General features: G+C 64.7%; 16 protein-coding genes. 3 read left to right on the forward strand and 13 right to left on the reverse strand.

All coding sequences use genetic code 11. The annotated features are described in order from the left end of the window. Window positions 1–17 precede the first annotated feature (17 nt). Window positions 18–473: a preQ(1) synthase gene (gene queF, locus C4S73_RS07080; protein ID WP_103871737.1), complete on the reverse strand. Its 456-nt coding sequence runs from the start codon at window positions 471–473 to the stop codon at window positions 18–20. Window positions 474–859: 386 nt separating this feature from the next. Between queF and C4S73_RS28150 the strand changes: the two genes are divergently transcribed. Beyond that, a complete protein-coding gene (locus C4S73_RS28150) occupies window positions 860–1,000 on the forward strand; it encodes a hypothetical protein (RefSeq protein ID WP_160115684.1) in 141 nt (46 codons plus the stop codon). Here C4S73_RS28150 and C4S73_RS28875 read toward each other — a convergent pair whose 3' ends face one another. After that, complete coding sequence (locus tag C4S73_RS28875; protein ID WP_280177576.1) at window positions 1,001–1,126, reverse strand: hypothetical protein; 126 nt, start codon at window positions 1,124–1,126, stop codon at window positions 1,001–1,003. Between the two features lie 248 nt (window positions 1,127–1,374). Between C4S73_RS28875 and eno the strand changes: the two genes are divergently transcribed. Next, window positions 1,375–2,658 carry a phosphopyruvate hydratase gene (eno, locus tag C4S73_RS07085; protein ID WP_103871738.1) on the forward strand — a complete coding sequence of 428 codons (1,284 nt, stop codon included), beginning with the start codon at window positions 1,375–1,377 and terminating at the stop codon, window positions 2,656–2,658. Window positions 2,659–2,677: 19 nt separating this feature from the next. Here eno and C4S73_RS07090 read toward each other — a convergent pair whose 3' ends face one another. Next, on the reverse strand, window positions 2,678–3,349 hold the full coding sequence (locus tag C4S73_RS07090) for a hypothetical protein (RefSeq protein WP_103871739.1): 672 nt from the start codon (window positions 3,347–3,349) through the stop codon (window positions 2,678–2,680). 182 nt (window positions 3,350–3,531) lie between these two features. On the opposite strand from C4S73_RS07090, the gene C4S73_RS07095 reads away from it, so the two are divergent. After that, a complete protein-coding gene (locus C4S73_RS07095) occupies window positions 3,532–4,524 on the forward strand; it encodes a DMT family transporter (protein WP_103871740.1) in 993 nt (330 codons plus the stop codon). On the opposite strand, the gene C4S73_RS27865 is transcribed toward C4S73_RS07095, so the two are convergent. The 10 genes from C4S73_RS27865 to C4S73_RS07140 all read right to left on the reverse strand — a co-directional run bounded on the left by C4S73_RS27865 (window position 4,432) and on the right by C4S73_RS07140 (window position 16,418). Further along, window positions 4,432–5,244: a hypothetical protein gene (locus C4S73_RS27865; RefSeq protein WP_146071292.1), complete on the reverse strand. Its 813-nt coding sequence runs from the start codon at window positions 5,242–5,244 to the stop codon at window positions 4,432–4,434. The genes C4S73_RS07095 and C4S73_RS27865 overlap by 93 nt on opposite strands. Next, the gene (gene tgt, locus C4S73_RS07100; RefSeq protein WP_103871884.1) at window positions 5,241–6,377 is read right to left on the reverse strand and encodes a tRNA guanosine(34) transglycosylase Tgt; all 1,137 of its coding nucleotides are present in this window, start codon (window positions 6,375–6,377) and stop codon (window positions 5,241–5,243) included. The genes C4S73_RS27865 and tgt overlap by 4 nt, the downstream gene beginning before the upstream one ends. A gap of 193 nt (window positions 6,378–6,570) precedes the next feature. Continuing rightward, a complete protein-coding gene (locus tag C4S73_RS07105) occupies window positions 6,571–6,924 on the reverse strand; it encodes an ArsC family reductase (RefSeq protein ID WP_200827944.1) in 354 nt (117 codons plus the stop codon). Between the two features lie 43 nt (window positions 6,925–6,967). Further along, entirely contained in the window at window positions 6,968–7,672 is a 705-nt protein-coding gene (locus C4S73_RS07110; protein ID WP_103871742.1) for a glutathione S-transferase N-terminal domain-containing protein, read from the reverse strand. A 143-nt stretch (window positions 7,673–7,815) separates the two neighbouring features. Next, entirely contained in the window at window positions 7,816–9,084 is a 1,269-nt protein-coding gene (locus C4S73_RS07115; protein WP_103871743.1) for a YncE family protein, read from the reverse strand. 138 nt (window positions 9,085–9,222) lie between these two features. Continuing rightward, window positions 9,223–12,156: an FAD-binding and (Fe-S)-binding domain-containing protein gene (locus tag C4S73_RS07120; RefSeq protein WP_103871744.1), complete on the reverse strand. Its 2,934-nt coding sequence runs from the start codon at window positions 12,154–12,156 to the stop codon at window positions 9,223–9,225. A gap of 149 nt (window positions 12,157–12,305) precedes the next feature. Beyond that, window positions 12,306–13,832 carry a tripartite tricarboxylate transporter permease gene (locus tag C4S73_RS07125; protein WP_103871745.1) on the reverse strand — a complete coding sequence of 509 codons (1,527 nt, stop codon included), beginning with the start codon at window positions 13,830–13,832 and terminating at the stop codon, window positions 12,306–12,308. Between the two features lie 9 nt (window positions 13,833–13,841). Beyond that, the gene (locus tag C4S73_RS07130; protein WP_103871746.1) at window positions 13,842–14,345 is read right to left on the reverse strand and encodes a tripartite tricarboxylate transporter TctB family protein; all 504 of its coding nucleotides are present in this window, start codon (window positions 14,343–14,345) and stop codon (window positions 13,842–13,844) included. A gap of 192 nt (window positions 14,346–14,537) precedes the next feature. Next, window positions 14,538–15,521, reverse strand: a complete 984-nt coding sequence (locus C4S73_RS07135; RefSeq protein ID WP_103871747.1) for a Bug family tripartite tricarboxylate transporter substrate binding protein — start codon at window positions 15,519–15,521, stop codon at window positions 14,538–14,540. 204 nt (window positions 15,522–15,725) lie between these two features. Beyond that, window positions 15,726–16,418: a GntR family transcriptional regulator gene (locus C4S73_RS07140; RefSeq protein ID WP_244595474.1), complete on the reverse strand. Its 693-nt coding sequence runs from the start codon at window positions 16,416–16,418 to the stop codon at window positions 15,726–15,728. Between the last annotated feature and the right edge of the window lie 127 nt (window positions 16,419–16,545).

The raw sequence follows: 16,545 nt of genomic DNA on the forward strand, positions 1-16,545 counted from the left end.
GACGCAGCGGGCGCTTTTCAGCGCCCGCGATAGGGTGCGACGCCCTGATCAGGCAGCCATAGCCCCTTGGGCGGCTCGCCCGTCTGCCAGAACACGTCGATCGGGATGCCGCCGCGCGGATACCAGTAGCCGCCGATGCGGAACCAGGTCGGGTCCAATAGCTCCACGAGCGTCTTGCCGATGCCGACCGTACAATCCTCGTGGAAGGCGCCGTGATTGCGGAATGCGGCGAGGTAGAGCTTCAGCGACTTGGATTCGACCAGCCAATCGCCCGGCAGATAGTCGATCACCAGGATGCCGAAATCCGGCTGACCAGTGACCGGGCAGATCGAGGTGAATTCGGGACAGGTGAAACGGGCGAGATAGCTCGTGCCGGCATGGGGGTTGGGCACGCGATCGAGCCGCGCTTCCTCCGGGGAGGTCGGCAAGTGCGTGGCTTGACCCAGCTGCAAGGTGGTGGCGTCGATCGACATCGGATGCTCCTGAAGTTTGGCGCCTTCTAAAGCGCTGGCGTCCCCGATGGAAGCGAGGCGTCACTCACGCGCCACGCCTGCACGTACCACGCACGGCTCGCATGTCGGGCGGCAAGCCCGTAGCCGCAGCGCGACAGCAACCCGAAACATCGACGGATAAAAATCTCGAATACTCTATAATATAGCTATAATTTTACTCGTATTTTATCGATCTTCCACAGCTCGACTTGTCAATTTCTGGTCTAACACACTAACAGTACGCCCACCCGGACTAGGCCTGAACGATTTAATTCAAAACAATGATAATTGCAGGAATACTATTTCTGGTAGGCATCCTGATCGGCCTCTCCTACAGATTCATGGCGATACTGGCAGCGAGCCTGGCAATGACGCTCGTCATCGTGCCGCTATGGCTGATGCGCGACGAACTGACGTTCTTCAGCCTTTTCGTCTGGATCGGCTACCTCTTCGCGCTTCAGAGCGGCTATCTCGTCGGAGGCTATGTCGGCACGGAAGACGACAGCTGACTACCAGAGCCAGATGAGCCGGCCGGAGACGAGGCAGAGCGCACTCCACCACAGCACGGTCACGGCAACCCAGATCAGTACGGTCGACAATGACGGACGCCGGTGGCCTGGCAAAATTTGGAACATGATTGTTTCCCGATGACACAGTCTGCTGATGACCTTGGGAAAGCAGCAAGATCGGGTCCGCAATGCGACGCTGCCGTGAAGGTTGCGGTTGCCTTGCGTCATCGGCCCGTGTTCGCCGCGGTTTGAGCCGGAACATCGTCTCCCTTCGAGTCCCGCGGCAGAAAAGAACACGGATTGAGGCTTCCCGAGCGGGAGCCTGTTGGTTAGAAGCGCGCTCATCAACGTCCTCGTCCGCCACGGAGCCTCCCATGACCGCGATCATCGACATTATCGGCCGCCAGATCCTCGACAGCCGCGGCAATCCCACGGTCGAGGTCGATGTCGTGCTCGAGGACGGCTCGATGGGCCGCGCCGCCGTACCGTCGGGCGCCTCCACCGGCGCGCATGAGGCCGTCGAACTGCGCGACGGCGACAAGAGCCGCTATCTCGGCAAGGGTGTCCTCAAGGCGGTCGAAGCCGTCAATGTCAGCATCGCCGAAGCACTCGTCGCCATGGATGCCGAGGACCAGGCAGCCATCGACGAGACGATGATCGAACTCGACGGCACCCCCAACAAGAGCAAGCTCGGCGCCAACGCCATTCTCGGCGTCTCGCTCGCTGTCGCCAAGGCAGCCGCGGAGGCTGTCGGCCTGCCGCTCTATCGCTATGTCGGCGGCACCGCCGCGCGCGTCCTGCCGGTGCCGATGATGAACATCGTCAATGGCGGCGCCCATGCCGACAATCCGATCGACTTCCAGGAATTCATGGTCATGCCGATCGGCGCGACGTCCTTCTCGGAAGGGTTGCGGATGGGTTCGGAGATCTTCCACACGCTGAAGAAGGCGCTGCATGACGCCGGCCACAACACCAATGTCGGCGACGAGGGCGGCTTCGCGCCGAACCTGAAGTCGGCGGAGGCCGCGCTCGACTTCGTCATGGAAGCGGTCGAGAAGGCCGGCTACAAGCCCGGCGAGGACATCGCGCTCGCCCTGGATTGCGCGGCGACGGAGTTCTTCAAGGACGGCTCGTATGTCTATGAAGGCGAACGCAAAACCCGCGATCCAAAGACGCAGGCCAAGTATCTCGCCAAGCTCGTCGCGAACTACCCGATCGTCTCGATCGAGGACGGCATGTCGGAGGACGATTGGGAGGGCTGGAAGACCCTGACCGATCTGGTCGGCTCCAAGTGCCAGCTCGTCGGCGACGATCTCTTCGTCACCAACGTCACGCGCCTGTCGCGCGGCATCAAGGCGAAGACGGCCAACTCGATCCTGGTCAAGGTGAACCAGATCGGCACGCTGACCGAGACCCTCGCCGCGGTCGAAATGGCGCAGCGCGCCGGCTATACCGCCGTGATGTCGCACCGCTCGGGCGAAACCGAGGACGCCACCATCGCCGATCTCGCGGTCGCGACCAATTGCGGGCAGATCAAGACCGGCTCGCTCGCCCGCTCGGATCGGACTGCGAAATACAACCAGCTGCTGCGTATCGAGGAAGAGCTCGGCGCCCAGGCGATCTATGCCGGCCGCAGCGCCCTGAAGGCGCTCGCCTGAGCAGCGAAAGGCTGCCGCGCTACCAGCGCGGCAGCAGGCCAGTGGCCTGCGACACGGTCCAGGAGCCAGCCGCGCCGACAAGCCCGGCTGCGCTCGTAACCATCCCCGTCGCACGCGCCAGGGGTTCGGGAATAGCCCGGCCCAGCAGTTCGGCAGGCGGCCTCGGCGCGTCGGAATCCGTAACAGAGACGACAGCGGTAACCGCAGGCGGCGTGATCTGCATGGGGGCGCTGACGGCCACGAGCTTCGGCCGCTCGACGGTTACGACGGCCTTGCGGACAGGCGCGGCCGCCACGACCGGAGCATGTTGCTCGGTTTCCAGCACGAGATCGGCCACCTGCGCCGGCTGCGCGAAAACCGGCTGCGGCCAGTTGACCGACATCGGCATCGCAAGCGAGGCCGGGGTTGCGCGGAACCCACCGAGGGCGGCCGTGCCTGCCTCGATCTCCGAAGCGTCGCGATGGCGCTCCCTGATCTTGCCATTGGCGGCCACCGGCGAGATCCAAGCAGCCGCCTGAGATTTGTCCACTTTCGTCTCCGCCACTGCGGGCGCGTCGCGCCTGCCGAACAGGAAATCGGGAACCGCAAAGACTCCGGCGACACCGGCGGAAACGGCGACGGACATGACAACCTGACCGCCAAAATTGCGCATGAACCGGCTTGCAGTGGCGTAGGAGAACGATTCGAGCATCGACAGATTTCCCAATGGACGATGCGAGAAAAACCGTGGCGCCGGGCATCAGAAAGGCCGAAAACGGGCTTAATTGCGATGCGTCATCAGCCCACGCGCTTTTTTGCGATGCACAAGCCACGCAGGGCGCCATGCGTGCAGGCACGTAACGCAGGCCATGCGTTCAACGATATGTAAGGGCCATGCATCAGACCGTATCTCTGTCAGGCGCCACCGCGGCGCGAGAACGGCGGCGCTGGCGGCTTGCCGTCGCGGGAATGCTGCTGAGCGTCCTGATCTTCGGCTCCAATTTCGTCATCAGCCGCCATGCCGTCCTCAACGGATTGAGCCCGCACGACCTGCTGGCGCTGCGCTTCGGCACGGCGGGCCTGCTGCTTTTGCCGATATTCCTGAGACCGGGCCTGGCCAAATGCGGTGGCGTCGGCTGGAAGCGAGGTTTCTGGCTGGCGGTGACCAGCGGCTTCCCGATGACCTATCTGATGCTGACCGGGCTGACGCTGGCGCCCGCCGCGCATGGCGCGACGATCGGGCCGGGCACGGTGACCCTGATCGGCATCATCGGCGGTGTCGTCCTGTTTGGCGCCGTGCTCTCGGGCCGTCTCATCTTCGGCATACTCGGCGTGCTCAGCGGACTGGCCTGCCTCGCCGTAGCAGGCAGCACGGGCTCGACCGCGGGCACGTTGCGCGGCGATCTGTGCTTCCTTGGGGTCGGCCTGCTCTGGGGCTTCTATCCCCTGCTGATCCAGCTCTGGAAGATCGATGGCCTGAAGGCGGCAGCGGTCGTCTCGGTGCTGTCGATGGTCTATCTGCCGTTCTACTTCCTGTTCTTCTTCCGAGGGTTCGACGTCGCGCCGTGGTGGGTGCTGCTGCTCCACGCGCTGAATCAGGGCGTGCTCAACGTCATCATCGGACTGTGGATCTGGGGCTGGGCGGCTCATGTGCTTGGCGCCGCCAGCGTCGGCCGCTTCCCGCCGCTGATCCCGGTCACCGGAACGCTGCTCGCCATCCCTATACTCGGGGAAATTCCCGGTCCGCTTCAGGTCGCGGGCTTCGCGCTGATCATCGGCGGCCTGTTCATCGCCTCATGGCGACGCCCGGGGCGGACGCCGAGTGTTGCCCAGCCGAGCATTGCCCATCAAGGCGAGGTTCCAGCCGCTGCAGATCACAAGTCCTAGCGCCAGCGCCGGCCATGTCCCGAGCGGCACGGCGGTCAGGTGAACCACGGCGATCCCCAGTCCGAAGCCGAGCAGCCCAAGCACGCTATTGGCGATGACGGCGGCAGCAACCGGCCCGCCCATGCGGGGCTGAAGCATGACGACGAGGCTCGATAGCACGATAGGCAGGCCAGCAAGCACGCCCGACCACATCCCCCCGACATGGGAGCTCGCCATGGTCGCAGTGCCGGCGAGCAGCGCGACACAGGCTGCCCGCAACGGGATCGCATACCATGGCCGCTCCGGCGGGCCGGCAGGCCGTGCCGCCAGATAAGGCCGGACCGCCAGATGCACCGCGCCGAAGATCAGCGGGGTGAGACCAACGATCGCGGCGAAGGGCAGCGCAAGCGTTCTGAGCGTCAAGACAGCCGCGAGCCATACGAGCAGGCCCAACCCCAGGCTCGGGAGGGTCGTGAAGCGCTGGGCGAGCAGCACATAGACCAGCATCAGGCAGGCATTGGCGAGGTTGGATGCCATGCTGCCCAGGGCCGCCTCCGCTATGAAGGCGGGGCCGTGGTCCAGGGCCAGGAAAACATAAACGGGTCCGAGCGAGATCGGCAGGGTCGCGATCATCGCCGCCAGAAGCGGGCCGGAACGCTCCGCCAGCAGCGAGCAGCCGACGACGATGCCGGCCGCAATCGCCATCTTGATCAGCAGCAGGCCAAGCCAGGCGTCGATCACACGGGCTCGCCCTTCAGCCAGCCTTCCTTGGTCTCGGCGATGAAATCATCCAGCCGGCCCGCTGCGATCGCGCCGCGCAGGCCCGCCATCAGATCCTGGTAATAGGCCAGGTTCACCCAGGTCAGAAGCATCTTGCCGAGCATTTCCTCGGCCTTGACCAGATGATGCAGATAGGCGCGCGAATAGGTGTTCGCCGCCGGGCAAGTCGATTGGGGATCGATCGGCCGGGAATCGTCGGCATGTTTGGCATTCTTCAGGTTCATGCGACCGAAGCGCGTGAAGATCTGGCCGTGACGGCCAGCGCGCGTCGGCATCACGCAATCGAACATGTCGATGCCGCGCGCGACCGCCTGGACGATGTCGTCGGGCGTGCCGACGCCCATCAGATAGCGCGGCTTCTCCTGCGGCAGATGCGGCTCGACCGTTTCGATCATCGCCAGCATGACGTCCTGGGGTTCACCGACCGCGAGGCCGCCGATGGCGTAGCCCTTCAGGTCCATCGCGACCAGGCTCTTGGCGCTCTCGATGCGCAGAGCCGGCACCTCACCGCCCTGGACGATGCCGAAGAGCGCCCTCCCCGCCGGATTTCCGAATGCCGCCTTGCAGCGCTCGGCCCAGCGCAGCGACAGCCGCATCGCCTTTTCGGCGACGGCGAGCTCGCAGGGCAGCGAGACGCATTCGTCGAGCTGCATGACGATGTCGGACCCGAGCAGGTTCTGGATCTCGACCGAACGCTCGGGGGTGAGCACATGCTTCGAGCCATCGATATGCGACTGGAAGGTGACGCCCTCCTCGGTCAGCTTCCGCAGCTGCGAAAGCGACATCACCTGGAAGCCCCCGGAATCGGTGAGGATCGGATGGGGCCAGTTCATGAATTTGTGCAGGCCGCCGAGCCCCGCCACCCGCTCCGCGCCGGGACGCAGCATCAGGTGATAGGTGTTGCCGAGCACGACATCGGCGCCCAGCGCCTTGACCTGTTCGGGATACATGCCCTTCACGGTCGCAGCCGTGCCGACCGGCATGAAGGCCGGCGTACGGATGACGCCGCGCGGCATGCGGATTTCGCCGGTACGGGCGGCACCGTCCCGGCCGAGCAGGTGGAAGCCGAATTCGGTTGTCGTCGAGCTTGTCATCGAGATTGTCATGGCGCTGGCAGGTAGCGCAGCGCGCGGCGGAGAGGAAGTCCCGCGCGCGCTGGCCGCCTGTGACGCAGAGGCGGCGCGGCTAGATCATCGGATGGGATATCGCACCCGATCCGCTGATCTAGCTCTTTGTTTTTGCATCGGCTTTTCCCGAAAATCGGATTCCACCTTTCGGGCCCGTGCTCTAAGCCGCCGCGAACGCCGCCTGATAGATTTCGGGCTTGAAGCCGACGACCCGGCGCGTGCCGAGATCGAGGACCGGGCGCTTGATCATGGAGGGCTGGGCCAGCATCAGCGCGATGGCCCGGCCGGCGTCGAGGTTCTGCTTGTCAGCGTCGGGCAGCGCTCGAAACGTGGTTCCGGCGCGATTGAGCACCGTCTCCCAGCCGTGCTCCTCGACCCACCCCGTCAGCGTCGGACGATCGATGCCGCCCGCCTTGTAGTCGTGGAACGCATGGGCAATCCCATGCGTCTCCAGCCAGCTACGCGCCTTCTTCATCGTGTCGCAGTTCTTGATGCCGTAGATCGTGACGGTCACGCGATATGCTCCGGAAATGCTGTCTGGCTCGGGCGGTTCGACATCACGGCCGCTGGGGGATGTCGAGGCCGCGCTGCACCGCCGGGCGCGCCAGGCAGCGCTCCAGCCAGATCGGCACATTCGTCAGCGTCGCGTAGTCGACAAGTTCGCCCGCGCCGTAGAAGCCAACCAGATTGCGCACCCAACCGAGGATGGCGATATCGGCGATGGTGTAGTCGTCGCCCATGATCCAGGCGCGGGTGGCAAGCCTGTCCTCGAGCACACCGAGCAGGCGCTTGCTCTCGCTGGCATAGCGATCACGCGGGCGCTTGTCCTCATATTCGCGCCCGGCGAATTTGTGGAAGAAGCCGAGTTGGCCGAACATCGGGCCGATCGCCGCCATCTGGAAGAACACCCACTGGATGGTCTCGTAGCGCTGGGCAGGATCCTTCGGCAGCAGCTTGCCCGTCTTCTCGGCGAGGTAGAGCAGGATCGCGCCGGACTCCCACAGGCCGAGCGGTTTCCCGCCCGGACCGTCGGGATCGATGATCGCCGGGATCTTGCCGTTGGGGTTGAGCGAGAGGAATTCGGGCCCCCAGGTCTCATTCTTGCCGATGTCGATGGTATGCGGCTCGTAGGGCAGCCCAAGTTCCTCGAGCACGATCGAGGCCTTGACCCCATTCGGTGTCGGCAAGGAGTAAAGCTGAATCCGGTCGGGGTGTTTTGCCGGCCAACGCTTGGTGATCGGGAATGCGGAAAGATCGGACATCCGGAGCTCCAGGGGGAATCGAGGCAGTTTCGCGCAGGACGATAGCCTCGGTTCGGCAGGGCGCAACTTCACATCCGTATCATCTGCCCCGCCTTCGATCCGGCCACGGTCGGTCCGCAGCCGGATCGCCAAGGTGTGAAGCTCTACGGAGCCTGGAAGGCTCCGATCATATAGCTCTCATTGCCGATCTCGGTGACACGGCCTTTGACCTCGTAGCTGGCGAGATCGACGATCCAGATCACGCTCGAATTCGGTTTGCCCTTGGGCGCGCCGGTGATCGCGGCGTATTTGCCGTCGGGCGTGATGGCGATGCCGCGCGGGCGCGAGGGCTCGCCGCCGGGCGTCTTCAGTTCGACCCGCTTGATCGTCGCGGGCTGGCCGGCGATCGCCTTCTCGACATCGATGAAGTCGATGTTGTTCGAGCGGAAATGCGTCGAGAGGATGCGTTTGCCATCCGGCAGGAAGGCGGCCACGAAGGGGCGTGTCGGGACCGACTTGTCGTCCGTGCCGACCAGGACGCGGGCAACTTCCGCCTTGGCGGGATCGGACAGCGCCTTTTCGACATCGATGATCGAGACCGTGTTGCCGGGCGTATCGGTCTGGGCGTTTTCGCGCGAGGCATGCGCCACGAGCTTGCCGTCAGGGCTGGTCGAGATACCGAAGCCACCGGCCTGCACGGGAATGCGCGCGACTTCCGCGCCCGCCGCGCCGGCAATGGCCTTCTGCAGGCTGATCACCGAAATGTCGTCGGTGCCGCCATTGGCGCCGAAGATCGTGCCGCCACCGAGCGGGCTGATCGTCACGCCGTTGGTGTCGGGGAAGCAGCCGAATTTCGGGTCCGGCGCCCGGTGAGGCACCGGGTCGGGCGGGCACGGGAAGCCGGGCTTGCCATAGGCCTGCTCGATCCGCTGGATGACCTTGTTGGTCGCGAGGTCGACGATGCTGATATGGCGGCCGCCATCCTCGTCGCCTTCGCGCTCGGCATGGGCGAGAGCCGCGTGCTTGCCATCGGCGGTGATGGCAAAGCCGGTCGGCCCGAAGCCTCCGGTCTCGATATAGCCCTCCACAGCCGCGAGTGTGTTGTTACTGGCGGGGTCGAGCGCCTTCTTCAGGTCGATCACGGTCACGGTGCCGGCATGGCCATGCTGGAAGGCGGCGGCGGCTTCCGGCCTGGTGCGGCCGGAATGGTTGATCGCATAGGCGCGCTTGTAGTCGGGTGCGATCGCGATCGTGATCGGCTGGCCGCTGGAGATGACCGTCTTGCCGTCAACCTCAATGTCGGGCGTGACGCGAAGCCGGTTCACCACGGCTTTGGCCGTGCCGTCATTGGCCGGGTCGATCGCCTTTTCGAGGTCGATCACCAGGACGACATTGTCCCAGCGACCGCTTGCGAGGAAATAGTCCTTCGCCATTGCGCCTTGTGTCCCTCCCGAAAAACTGAGCGCCGTCACACCAGTCAAAAACATCGTCCGTAGCATGGTCCGTCCTCCTCGGTTCGCCCGTTTCCCGGGCCTGTCGTTCGGATATCGGCGGCGCTCGGCTTGGTCCGGTCAGGTCTCCAGCGCCATGTCTTGCAGCGCCATGTCGAGCACGCGCGCGACGTGCAGCGCCTCGCGTGCCGCGCCGTCGTGGATCTGGTGGCGACAGCTCGTGCCGTCGGCCACGATGAGATCGCCCGCCCCCGCCTGGCGCACGGCCGGAAGCAGCGAAAGCTCCGCCATGGCCAAGGAGACGTCGATCGTCGCGGCGCCATAGCCGAAGGCGCCCGACATGCCGCAGCAACTCGACTCGATCGGGCGGACATCGAGGCCGGGTATGGCGCGCAAGGTCGTCTCGACCGCGCCCATCGCGGCAAAGGCCTTCTGGTGACAATGGCCGTGCAGATGCGCGATGCGGCCGCCCTGATCCCTCAGCGGCAGGCTGGTCGTGCCCGCCTTGAGGTCGGCCGCCAGCAGTTCCTCGAGCAGGAAGGCAGCCTTGGCGGTCGGCTCGACCTCCTCCTTCGGCAGAATCGCTCCGAACTCGTCGCGGAAGGTCAAAAGGCAGGAGGGTTCGAGCCCGACGATGCGCGCGCCCCTGGCGACATAAGGTGACAGCGCGGCCAGCGTGCGTCTTGCTTCCGTGCGGGCGTCATCGACCAGCCCGGCGGAGAGGAAGGTGCGTCCGCAGCAGAGCGGCCGGCCGCCATCCTCGGCCAAGACCTTGTGGATGCGATATCCACCCGCCGCTAGCACCCGTTCGGCCGCTTCCAGATTCTCGCGCTCGAAATAGCGGTTGAAGGTGTCGCCGAAGAGGACGATGTCGCGACCGTCGCCCCGAACATCGGCCGCCGTCGCGGGCTTCCCGCCTTGCGACCAGGGCCTGCGCCAGACCGGCAGACTCCGGCGCGCACTGAAGCCGAGCCATTTTTCGCTCAGCCGCGCCAATAGCGGAATCTTGTCGCGCAGGTTCATCAGAGGCGCCAGCTTCGCCGCCCAAGGCGCATAGCGCGGCAGGAACGCGATCAGCCGCTCCTTCAACGGCAGGCCGTGGCGCTGATGGTAGTGATGCAGGAACTCGATCTTCATGCGCGCCATGTCGACGCCGGTCGGGCAATCGCGCTTGCAGCCCTTGCAGGAGACGCAGAGATCGAGCGTTTCCTTCATCTCCGGCGAGGTGAAGGCGTCCGGTCCGAGCTGCCCGGAAATGGCGAGCCGCAGCGTGTTGGCACGGCCGCGCGTGACATGCGTCTCGTCCTTTGTCGCGCGGTAGGACGGGCACATCGTGCCGCCGGACATCTTCCGGCAGGTGCCGTTGTTGTTGCACATCTCGACGGCGCCGCCGAGGCCGCCCCAGTCGGACCAGTCGAGGGCGGTCGCAGCAGGAACCGGCGTCGCATAACCCGGCGGAAAGCGCATCAGCGAGCGATCGTCCATGCGCAGCGGGCGGACGATCTTGCCGGGGTTCAGGCGGTTGTCGGGGTCGAAGCCATCCTTGACCTGCTCGAAAGCGCGGGTGAGCGGCGCGCCGAACATCGGCTCGACGAATTCCGAGCGCGAAATGCCGTCGCCATGCTCCCCGGAATACGAGCCCTTGAACCGGCGCACCAGCTCGCAGGCCTCCTCGGCGATGCCGCGCATCGCCTTCACCCCCGCCTCGTCCTTCATGTTCAAGATCGGGCGGACATGGAGGCAGCCGACAGAGGCATGTGCATACCAGGTGCCGCGCGTGCCGTGTCTCTCGAACAGGGCGGTGACGGCGTCGGTGTAATCGGCGAGGTGCTCGAGCGGGACGGCGCAATCCTCAATGAAGGAGACCGGCTTTCCGTCTGATTTCATCGACATCATGATGTTGAGGCAGGCTTCTCGCACCTCCCAGACTGGCTTCTGGCGGGCGGGCTCGACGACCTCGACGACGGCGTCGGAAAAGCCGTGATCGGCCATGCATTGGTCGAGGCGTTTCAAATCGTGCTTCAGCGCGCCGAGATCATCCCCGGCGAACTCGACCAGCAGCAGGCAGTTGGGTTGGCCCCTGGTGATGTCAGCCAGAGTGCGCACAAACAGCGGAATGTCGGCGCCGAGCACCAGCACGTTGTTGTCGACGAGTTCGACTGCGGCTGGACCGAGCGCCACGATATGACGCGTCGTCTCCATGGCGGCGCGGAAGCTCGGGAAATGGCAGACGCCCATGACGCGATGCGCCGGCAGCGGCGACAGCTTCAGCGTCGCCTCTGTGGTGATGGCAAGCGTGCCCTCCGACCCCACCAGCAGATGCGACAGGTTCGGGTTCGCCGGCAGCAGTTCGTCGAGATTGTAGCCGCCGACGCGACGCTGAACTTTCGGGAAGATCGCCTCGATCTCAGCCCCGTGCCCATCCGCGAGCTGGAGCATGCGGGTCATCAGATCGCGCGCCCGCACGGAGGTGTTGCTGCCGATGGCCGAGGCGCCCAGCGCAAAGGGTTCGCCATCGTGGAACATCGCGCGCATCGAGACGACATTGTCGACCGTCTTGCCGTAGCGCAGCGAGCGCGCGCCGGAGGAATTATTGCCGGTCATGCCGCCTATGGTGCAGCGGCTCGCGGTGGAGGGTTCGACGGGGAAGAACAGCCCGTCCTTCCTGAGATGCGTATTGAGCTGTTCCAGCACGAGCCCCGGCGCGACCGAGATCGTCTGCGCAGCTGGATCGTAATCGCGGATCGCGTTGAAATGCCGGCTCATGTCGAGGATCAGCGCATCGCCGATCGGCTGGCCGTTCTGCGAGGTGCCGCCACCGCGCGCGATCACCGGCACGCCATGCTCGGCCGCGATCTGGAGGCTCGCGGCGATATCGGCCTCGTGTTTCGGGAAGACCACACCCTGGGGAATGATCTGGTAGATCGAGGCGTCGGTGGCATAGCGCCCGCGCGTGAAAGCGTCGAAGCGCACCTCGCCTTCGAGCGCCTGGACCAGCCGGCGTTCCAGGCCGAGATTGCGGGCGTGGGGTTTGGCGAGAGCAGTCTGGTTCATCGTTTCGCAGTTCCGACCAACATCCGCGCCGTCATCCCGGACGCAGCGAAGCGGAGATCCGGGATCCATCGTAGAATGCTGAGCCCTCCGATGGATTCCGGGTCAAGCCTGGAATGACGGTGTGGTTCAAGTGTCTGCGCCATGACCGCTCAACCGACCTCTGCCGGCTTCTCCTGACGCCGCCCCCTGCCCCGCGCAGCGCCGATCAGGTCCATCACCGGCCCCCATAGCAGCAACAGCAGCGCCAGAACCACGAGCGTGCCGACCAGGCCGTTGGCGGCGAAAACGTTGAGGCTGCCGCCCGAGCCGAGCAGCGCCTGCCGGAACGAATCCTCCGCCCTGTCGCCGAGCACCAGCGCCAGGACGAGCGGGGCGAGCGGATAGTCGAGCTTCTTGAAGACATAGCCGACGATACCGAAACCCAGCATCAGCCAGATGTCGAAGATCGAGTTCGAGATCGTGTAGGCGCCGATGGCGCAGACGATCAGGATCACCGGCGCGACATAGGAGAACGGCACCCGCATGATCGCCGCGAACAAGGGAACCGTGGCGAGGACGATGATGAGGCCGGCGAGATTGCCGAGATACATCGAGGCGATCAGCCCCCAGACGAACTCCTTCTGCTCGACGAAGAGCAGCGGCCCGGGCTGCAGGCCCCAGACCAACAACCCCCCGAGCAGAACTGCAGCAGTGGCCGAGCCGGGAATGCCGAGCGCCAGCATCGGCAGCAGCGCGCTGGTGCCGGCGGCATGGGCTGCGGTTTCCGGCGCCAGGACGCCCTCGATCTCGCCCCTGCCGAAATTCGCGCCGCGCTTGGAGAAGCGCTTGGCGAGGCCATAGCCCATGAAGGATGCCGCAATCGCGCCGCCGGGCGTCACGCCCATCCACATCCCGACCAATGCCGAGCGCACCAGCGTCGCCCAGTAGCGCGGCAGGCCGGCCCAGGTGCGCAGGACGACCCTGAGGTCGATTTTTGCCTGCTTGCCCTTGAAGACCAGGCCTTCCTCGACCGTGAGCAGGATTTCGCTGACGCCGAACAGGCCGATGACCACGACGAGGAAATCGAAGCCGCGCATCAGCTCCGTCGAGCCGAAGGTCATGCGCAGATCGCCCGAGATCGAATCGAGCCCCACCGCCGCGAGCAGAAAGCCGATGCAGAGCGAGGCGAGGATTTTCGCGCGGTTCTCACGGCCCATGCCGATGAAAGAGCAAAAGGTCAAAAGGAACACCGCAAAGAACTCGGCCGGGCCGAAGCGCAAGGCGAAGGACGCGACGAGCGGGGCGACGAAGGTGATCAGGATCACGCCTGACAACGCCCCGATGAAGGAGGCGGTGAAGGCGGCCGTCAGGGCTTCCGCGGCTTTGCCCTGCACGGCCATCGGGTAACCATCGAAGGTCGTCGCCACCGACCAGGCTTCGCCGGGAATGTTGAACAGGATCGAGGTGATCGCCCCGCCAAACAGCGCGCCCCAATAGATCGAGGAGAGCAGGATGATCGCCGAGGTCGGGTCCATGCCGAAGGTCAGCGGCAGCAGGATCGCGACGCCATTGGGGCCGCCAAGGCCCGGCAGCACGCCGACGATGATGCCCAGCACCACCCCCACCGCCATGAAGCCGACATTGTGCCAGGAAAGCGCGACCTGAAAGCCGGCCATCAGCGAGGCGAAATCATCCATCGTTTGACCTCAGTAGCCGAGCGCGGCTTCGAGCGGGCCTTTGGGCAAGGGCACGCGGAACTGGAGTTCGAACACCCAGAAGCAGACGAGCGGCACGAGGATCGCCGTCAGCACGATCGACCACCAGCGCGAGGTCGCGACGACCCCCATGAAGACGATGATGAAGACGCTCGCCGCCACATAAAGTCCGAGCGGCTGGATCAGCGCCACGAAGAGCAAGAGCGGCCCGAGCACGCGCGTGACCTGGCCGAGCTGCTCATAGGTGACGAAGACCCCGTCCTGCGGCGAGCGAAACGACTGCACGAGGATGAAGAGCGAGGCGGCCAGGAAAATCCAGCCGACACGTGCCGGAAAGAAGCCGTTCTCGGGCCCGTTATCCCAGCCTGCGCCGCGACCATAGGAGTCGTAGAGCACGACGAAGGCGAGTGCGATCAGAACGAATGCCACGATGCGTTCGACCGGGCGGCGCGAGAGGCCGCGTGGGGCGCTTTCCGTTTCGATTGGCAAGGTCATTGGTCGTTCTCCGCGACGTCATCCCGGACAAGCCGCGAAGCGGCGCCGATCCGGGATCCATTCCTGATGCGTTCGGGTGGATCCCGGGTCTCCCTTCGGTCGCCCGGGATGACGCACGCTTTGACGTGGTCGCCGCGCTGGCCGAGGCTACCTTGGCCGTGCCTCACTTGGCCTTGCCTCACTTGGCTTGCCTCACTTGGCCATGAAGCCGGCGTCGCTCATCAGCTTGGCGTGCTTTTCCTCGTCGGCCTTGAGGAACTGCACGAAGGCGTCGCCGTCGCGATAGTCGGGCACCAGCGCGCTGCGCGCGAGATAGTCCTTCCATTCGGCGGTGTCGGAGACCTTCTTGAACAGGCCGACATAATAGGCCTGCTGATCCTTGGTGACCTTGCCGGGCATGAACATGCCGCGCAGCATCTGGTAGGTGACGTTGAGCCCCTGCGACGTGCAGGTCGGGATATCGGCCCAGGACTTTCCGTCTGCGACCGGCGTCGTATAGGCCATTTTCTGCTCGGAGAAGACGCAGAGCGGCTTGGTCGCGCCGCCGCGCCAATTGGCGACATCCTCGGCGGGATTGTTGGTGCTGGCCTCGATATGGCCGCCCGAAAGCTGGGTCGAGGCCTGGCCGCCGCTGGTATGGGGGATATAGGCGAACTTGACGCCGCCGGCCTTTTCCATCGCGAAGACGATCAGGTTGTCCTCGCGCTTGGAGGAGGTTCCGCCCAGCTTCAGCGGGAGCGACGCCGCCTTGGCGGCCGCCATGAAGTCGCCGGCGTTTTGATAGGGCGCCTTGGCGTTGACCCAGAGCACGAATGAATCCTGCGCCATCATCGCGACCGGGGTGTACTCGGTCCAGTTCAGCGGCAGCTTGGTCGCCATCGGCGTCATGAAGATGCCGCTCGAGGTCGTGATCAGCTTATGGGGATCGCCGGCCGATTTCTGGATTTCGAGCATGCCTTCGGCGCCACCGGCGGCGGGCTTGTTGACGACGATGATGGGCTGGCTGCTGAGATTGTTCTTCTGGATGATGCCCTGAATGGTCCGGGCCATCTGGTCGGAGGCACCGCCGGCGGCGAATGGCACCACGATCTCGATTGCCTTGGTCGGCTCCCAGGCGAATGCAGGCGTCACGCCTGTGAGAAGACAAGCGGATGCGGCAAGCCAATGCTGCTTCATGATGTCGAATCTCCCTTTGGTCGCGCTCTGATGGCGTCGTGGCAGGGAGCCTAGAACCAATAAATTTTGCATTCAATCCGAAAATCGCAACGCAAGCGATTGACTGCGAAAGACCGGCTCCATCAGCCGGCGGTTATACAAAGCTGTCGACAAAGCGCGGCATCGACAGCAGCCACCGAGGCAGCGCCCTGAAACCGAAGCCTGTCAGGCCGAAGCCTCGGCCTGAGCCGCCTTGCGCTTGTTGCGCAGGTGCAGGAACAGGATGTCGCTGAGCTCGTTCCCGGCGCGCCGGCGCAGCGCGTCCAGGATCATCTCATGCTCGCGCATCGCCTCGCCCCAACGATCGCGCTCCTTGGCGAGGTTGGCGGAGTAGCGCACGCGGCGGATGCGTCCGGCGAAGCTCGCATAGGTCGCGCTCAGCGCCGCATTGGCGGCCGCCTCGACGATCATGCGGTGGATCGCCTGATTGCACTGGAAATAGCCGTGCATCTCGCGGCGCAGGTAAAACCGGTACATATCATGGTGAACGCGCTCGATTTCCGCCACTTCGGCGTCCGATATGCGCTCGCAAGCCAACCGTCCGGCCAGAGCTTCAAGACCGCCCATCACATCGAACAGCTCGCGCAATTCTTCGGAGCCGAGCTCGCGAATCCGGGCACCGCGATTGGGCAGCAGATCGATCAACCCCTCGGCAGCGAGCACCTTGAGGGCTTCGCGCAAAGGCGTACGGGATATCCCGAAGCGCTCGCAAAGTTGGCGCTCGGGCACGCGCGCGCCATCGGCAAGGTGGCCCTCGACGATGTAGTCACGCAGCGCGACCAGCAATTCGTCATGCAAGGAAACGCCCGGCCGCGCGGACTCGCCCTGAAGCGGCATCGCTGGCGCGACGACCGGCATATCGGCTTCCTGCAGGTCAGAAATCGGGGTTATCATCATTATTCGCTACTTTAAGCGGCGCGCCCTGTCGAGATCGCGAGCGCCATAATTGCATTATAGCACTCAGTTGCATTCCTAAAAAATGAAT

This window comes from Allobosea lathyri (assembly GCF_900108245.1).
Classification (GTDB): Bacteria; Pseudomonadota; Alphaproteobacteria; order Rhizobiales; family Beijerinckiaceae; genus Allobosea; species Allobosea lathyri.

Coding starts and splice junctions, on each gene's coding strand:
- queF (WP_103871737.1), bottom strand. CDS start 473: ATGTCGATCGACGCCACCACCTTGCAGCTGGGTCAAGCCACGCACTTG.
- C4S73_RS28150 (WP_160115684.1), top strand. CDS start 860: ATGACGCTCGTCATCGTGCCGCTATGGCTGATGCGCGACGAACTGACG.
- C4S73_RS28875 (WP_280177576.1), bottom strand. CDS start 1,126: ATGTTCCAAATTTTGCCAGGCCACCGGCGTCCGTCATTGTCGACCGTA.
- eno (WP_103871738.1), top strand. CDS start 1,375: ATGACCGCGATCATCGACATTATCGGCCGCCAGATCCTCGACAGCCGC.
- C4S73_RS07090 (WP_103871739.1), bottom strand. CDS start 3,349: ATGCTCGAATCGTTCTCCTACGCCACTGCAAGCCGGTTCATGCGCAAT.
- C4S73_RS07095 (WP_103871740.1), top strand. CDS start 3,532: ATGCATCAGACCGTATCTCTGTCAGGCGCCACCGCGGCGCGAGAACGG.
- tgt (WP_103871884.1), bottom strand. CDS start 6,377: ATGACAAGCTCGACGACAACCGAATTCGGCTTCCACCTGCTCGGCCGG.
- C4S73_RS07110 (WP_103871742.1), bottom strand. CDS start 7,672: ATGTCCGATCTTTCCGCATTCCCGATCACCAAGCGTTGGCCGGCAAAA.
- C4S73_RS07115 (WP_103871743.1), bottom strand. CDS start 9,084: ATGGCGAAGGACTATTTCCTCGCAAGCGGTCGCTGGGACAATGTCGTC.
- C4S73_RS07120 (WP_103871744.1), bottom strand. CDS start 12,156: ATGAACCAGACTGCTCTCGCCAAACCCCACGCCCGCAATCTCGGCCTG.
- C4S73_RS07125 (WP_103871745.1), bottom strand. CDS start 13,832: ATGGATGATTTCGCCTCGCTGATGGCCGGCTTTCAGGTCGCGCTTTCC.
- C4S73_RS07130 (WP_103871746.1), bottom strand. CDS start 14,345: ATGACCTTGCCAATCGAAACGGAAAGCGCCCCACGCGGCCTCTCGCGC.
- C4S73_RS07135 (WP_103871747.1), bottom strand. CDS start 15,521: ATGAAGCAGCATTGGCTTGCCGCATCCGCTTGTCTTCTCACAGGCGTG.
- C4S73_RS07140 (WP_244595474.1), bottom strand. CDS start 16,418: ATGCCGGTCGTCGCGCCAGCGATGCCGCTTCAGGGCGAGTCCGCGCGG.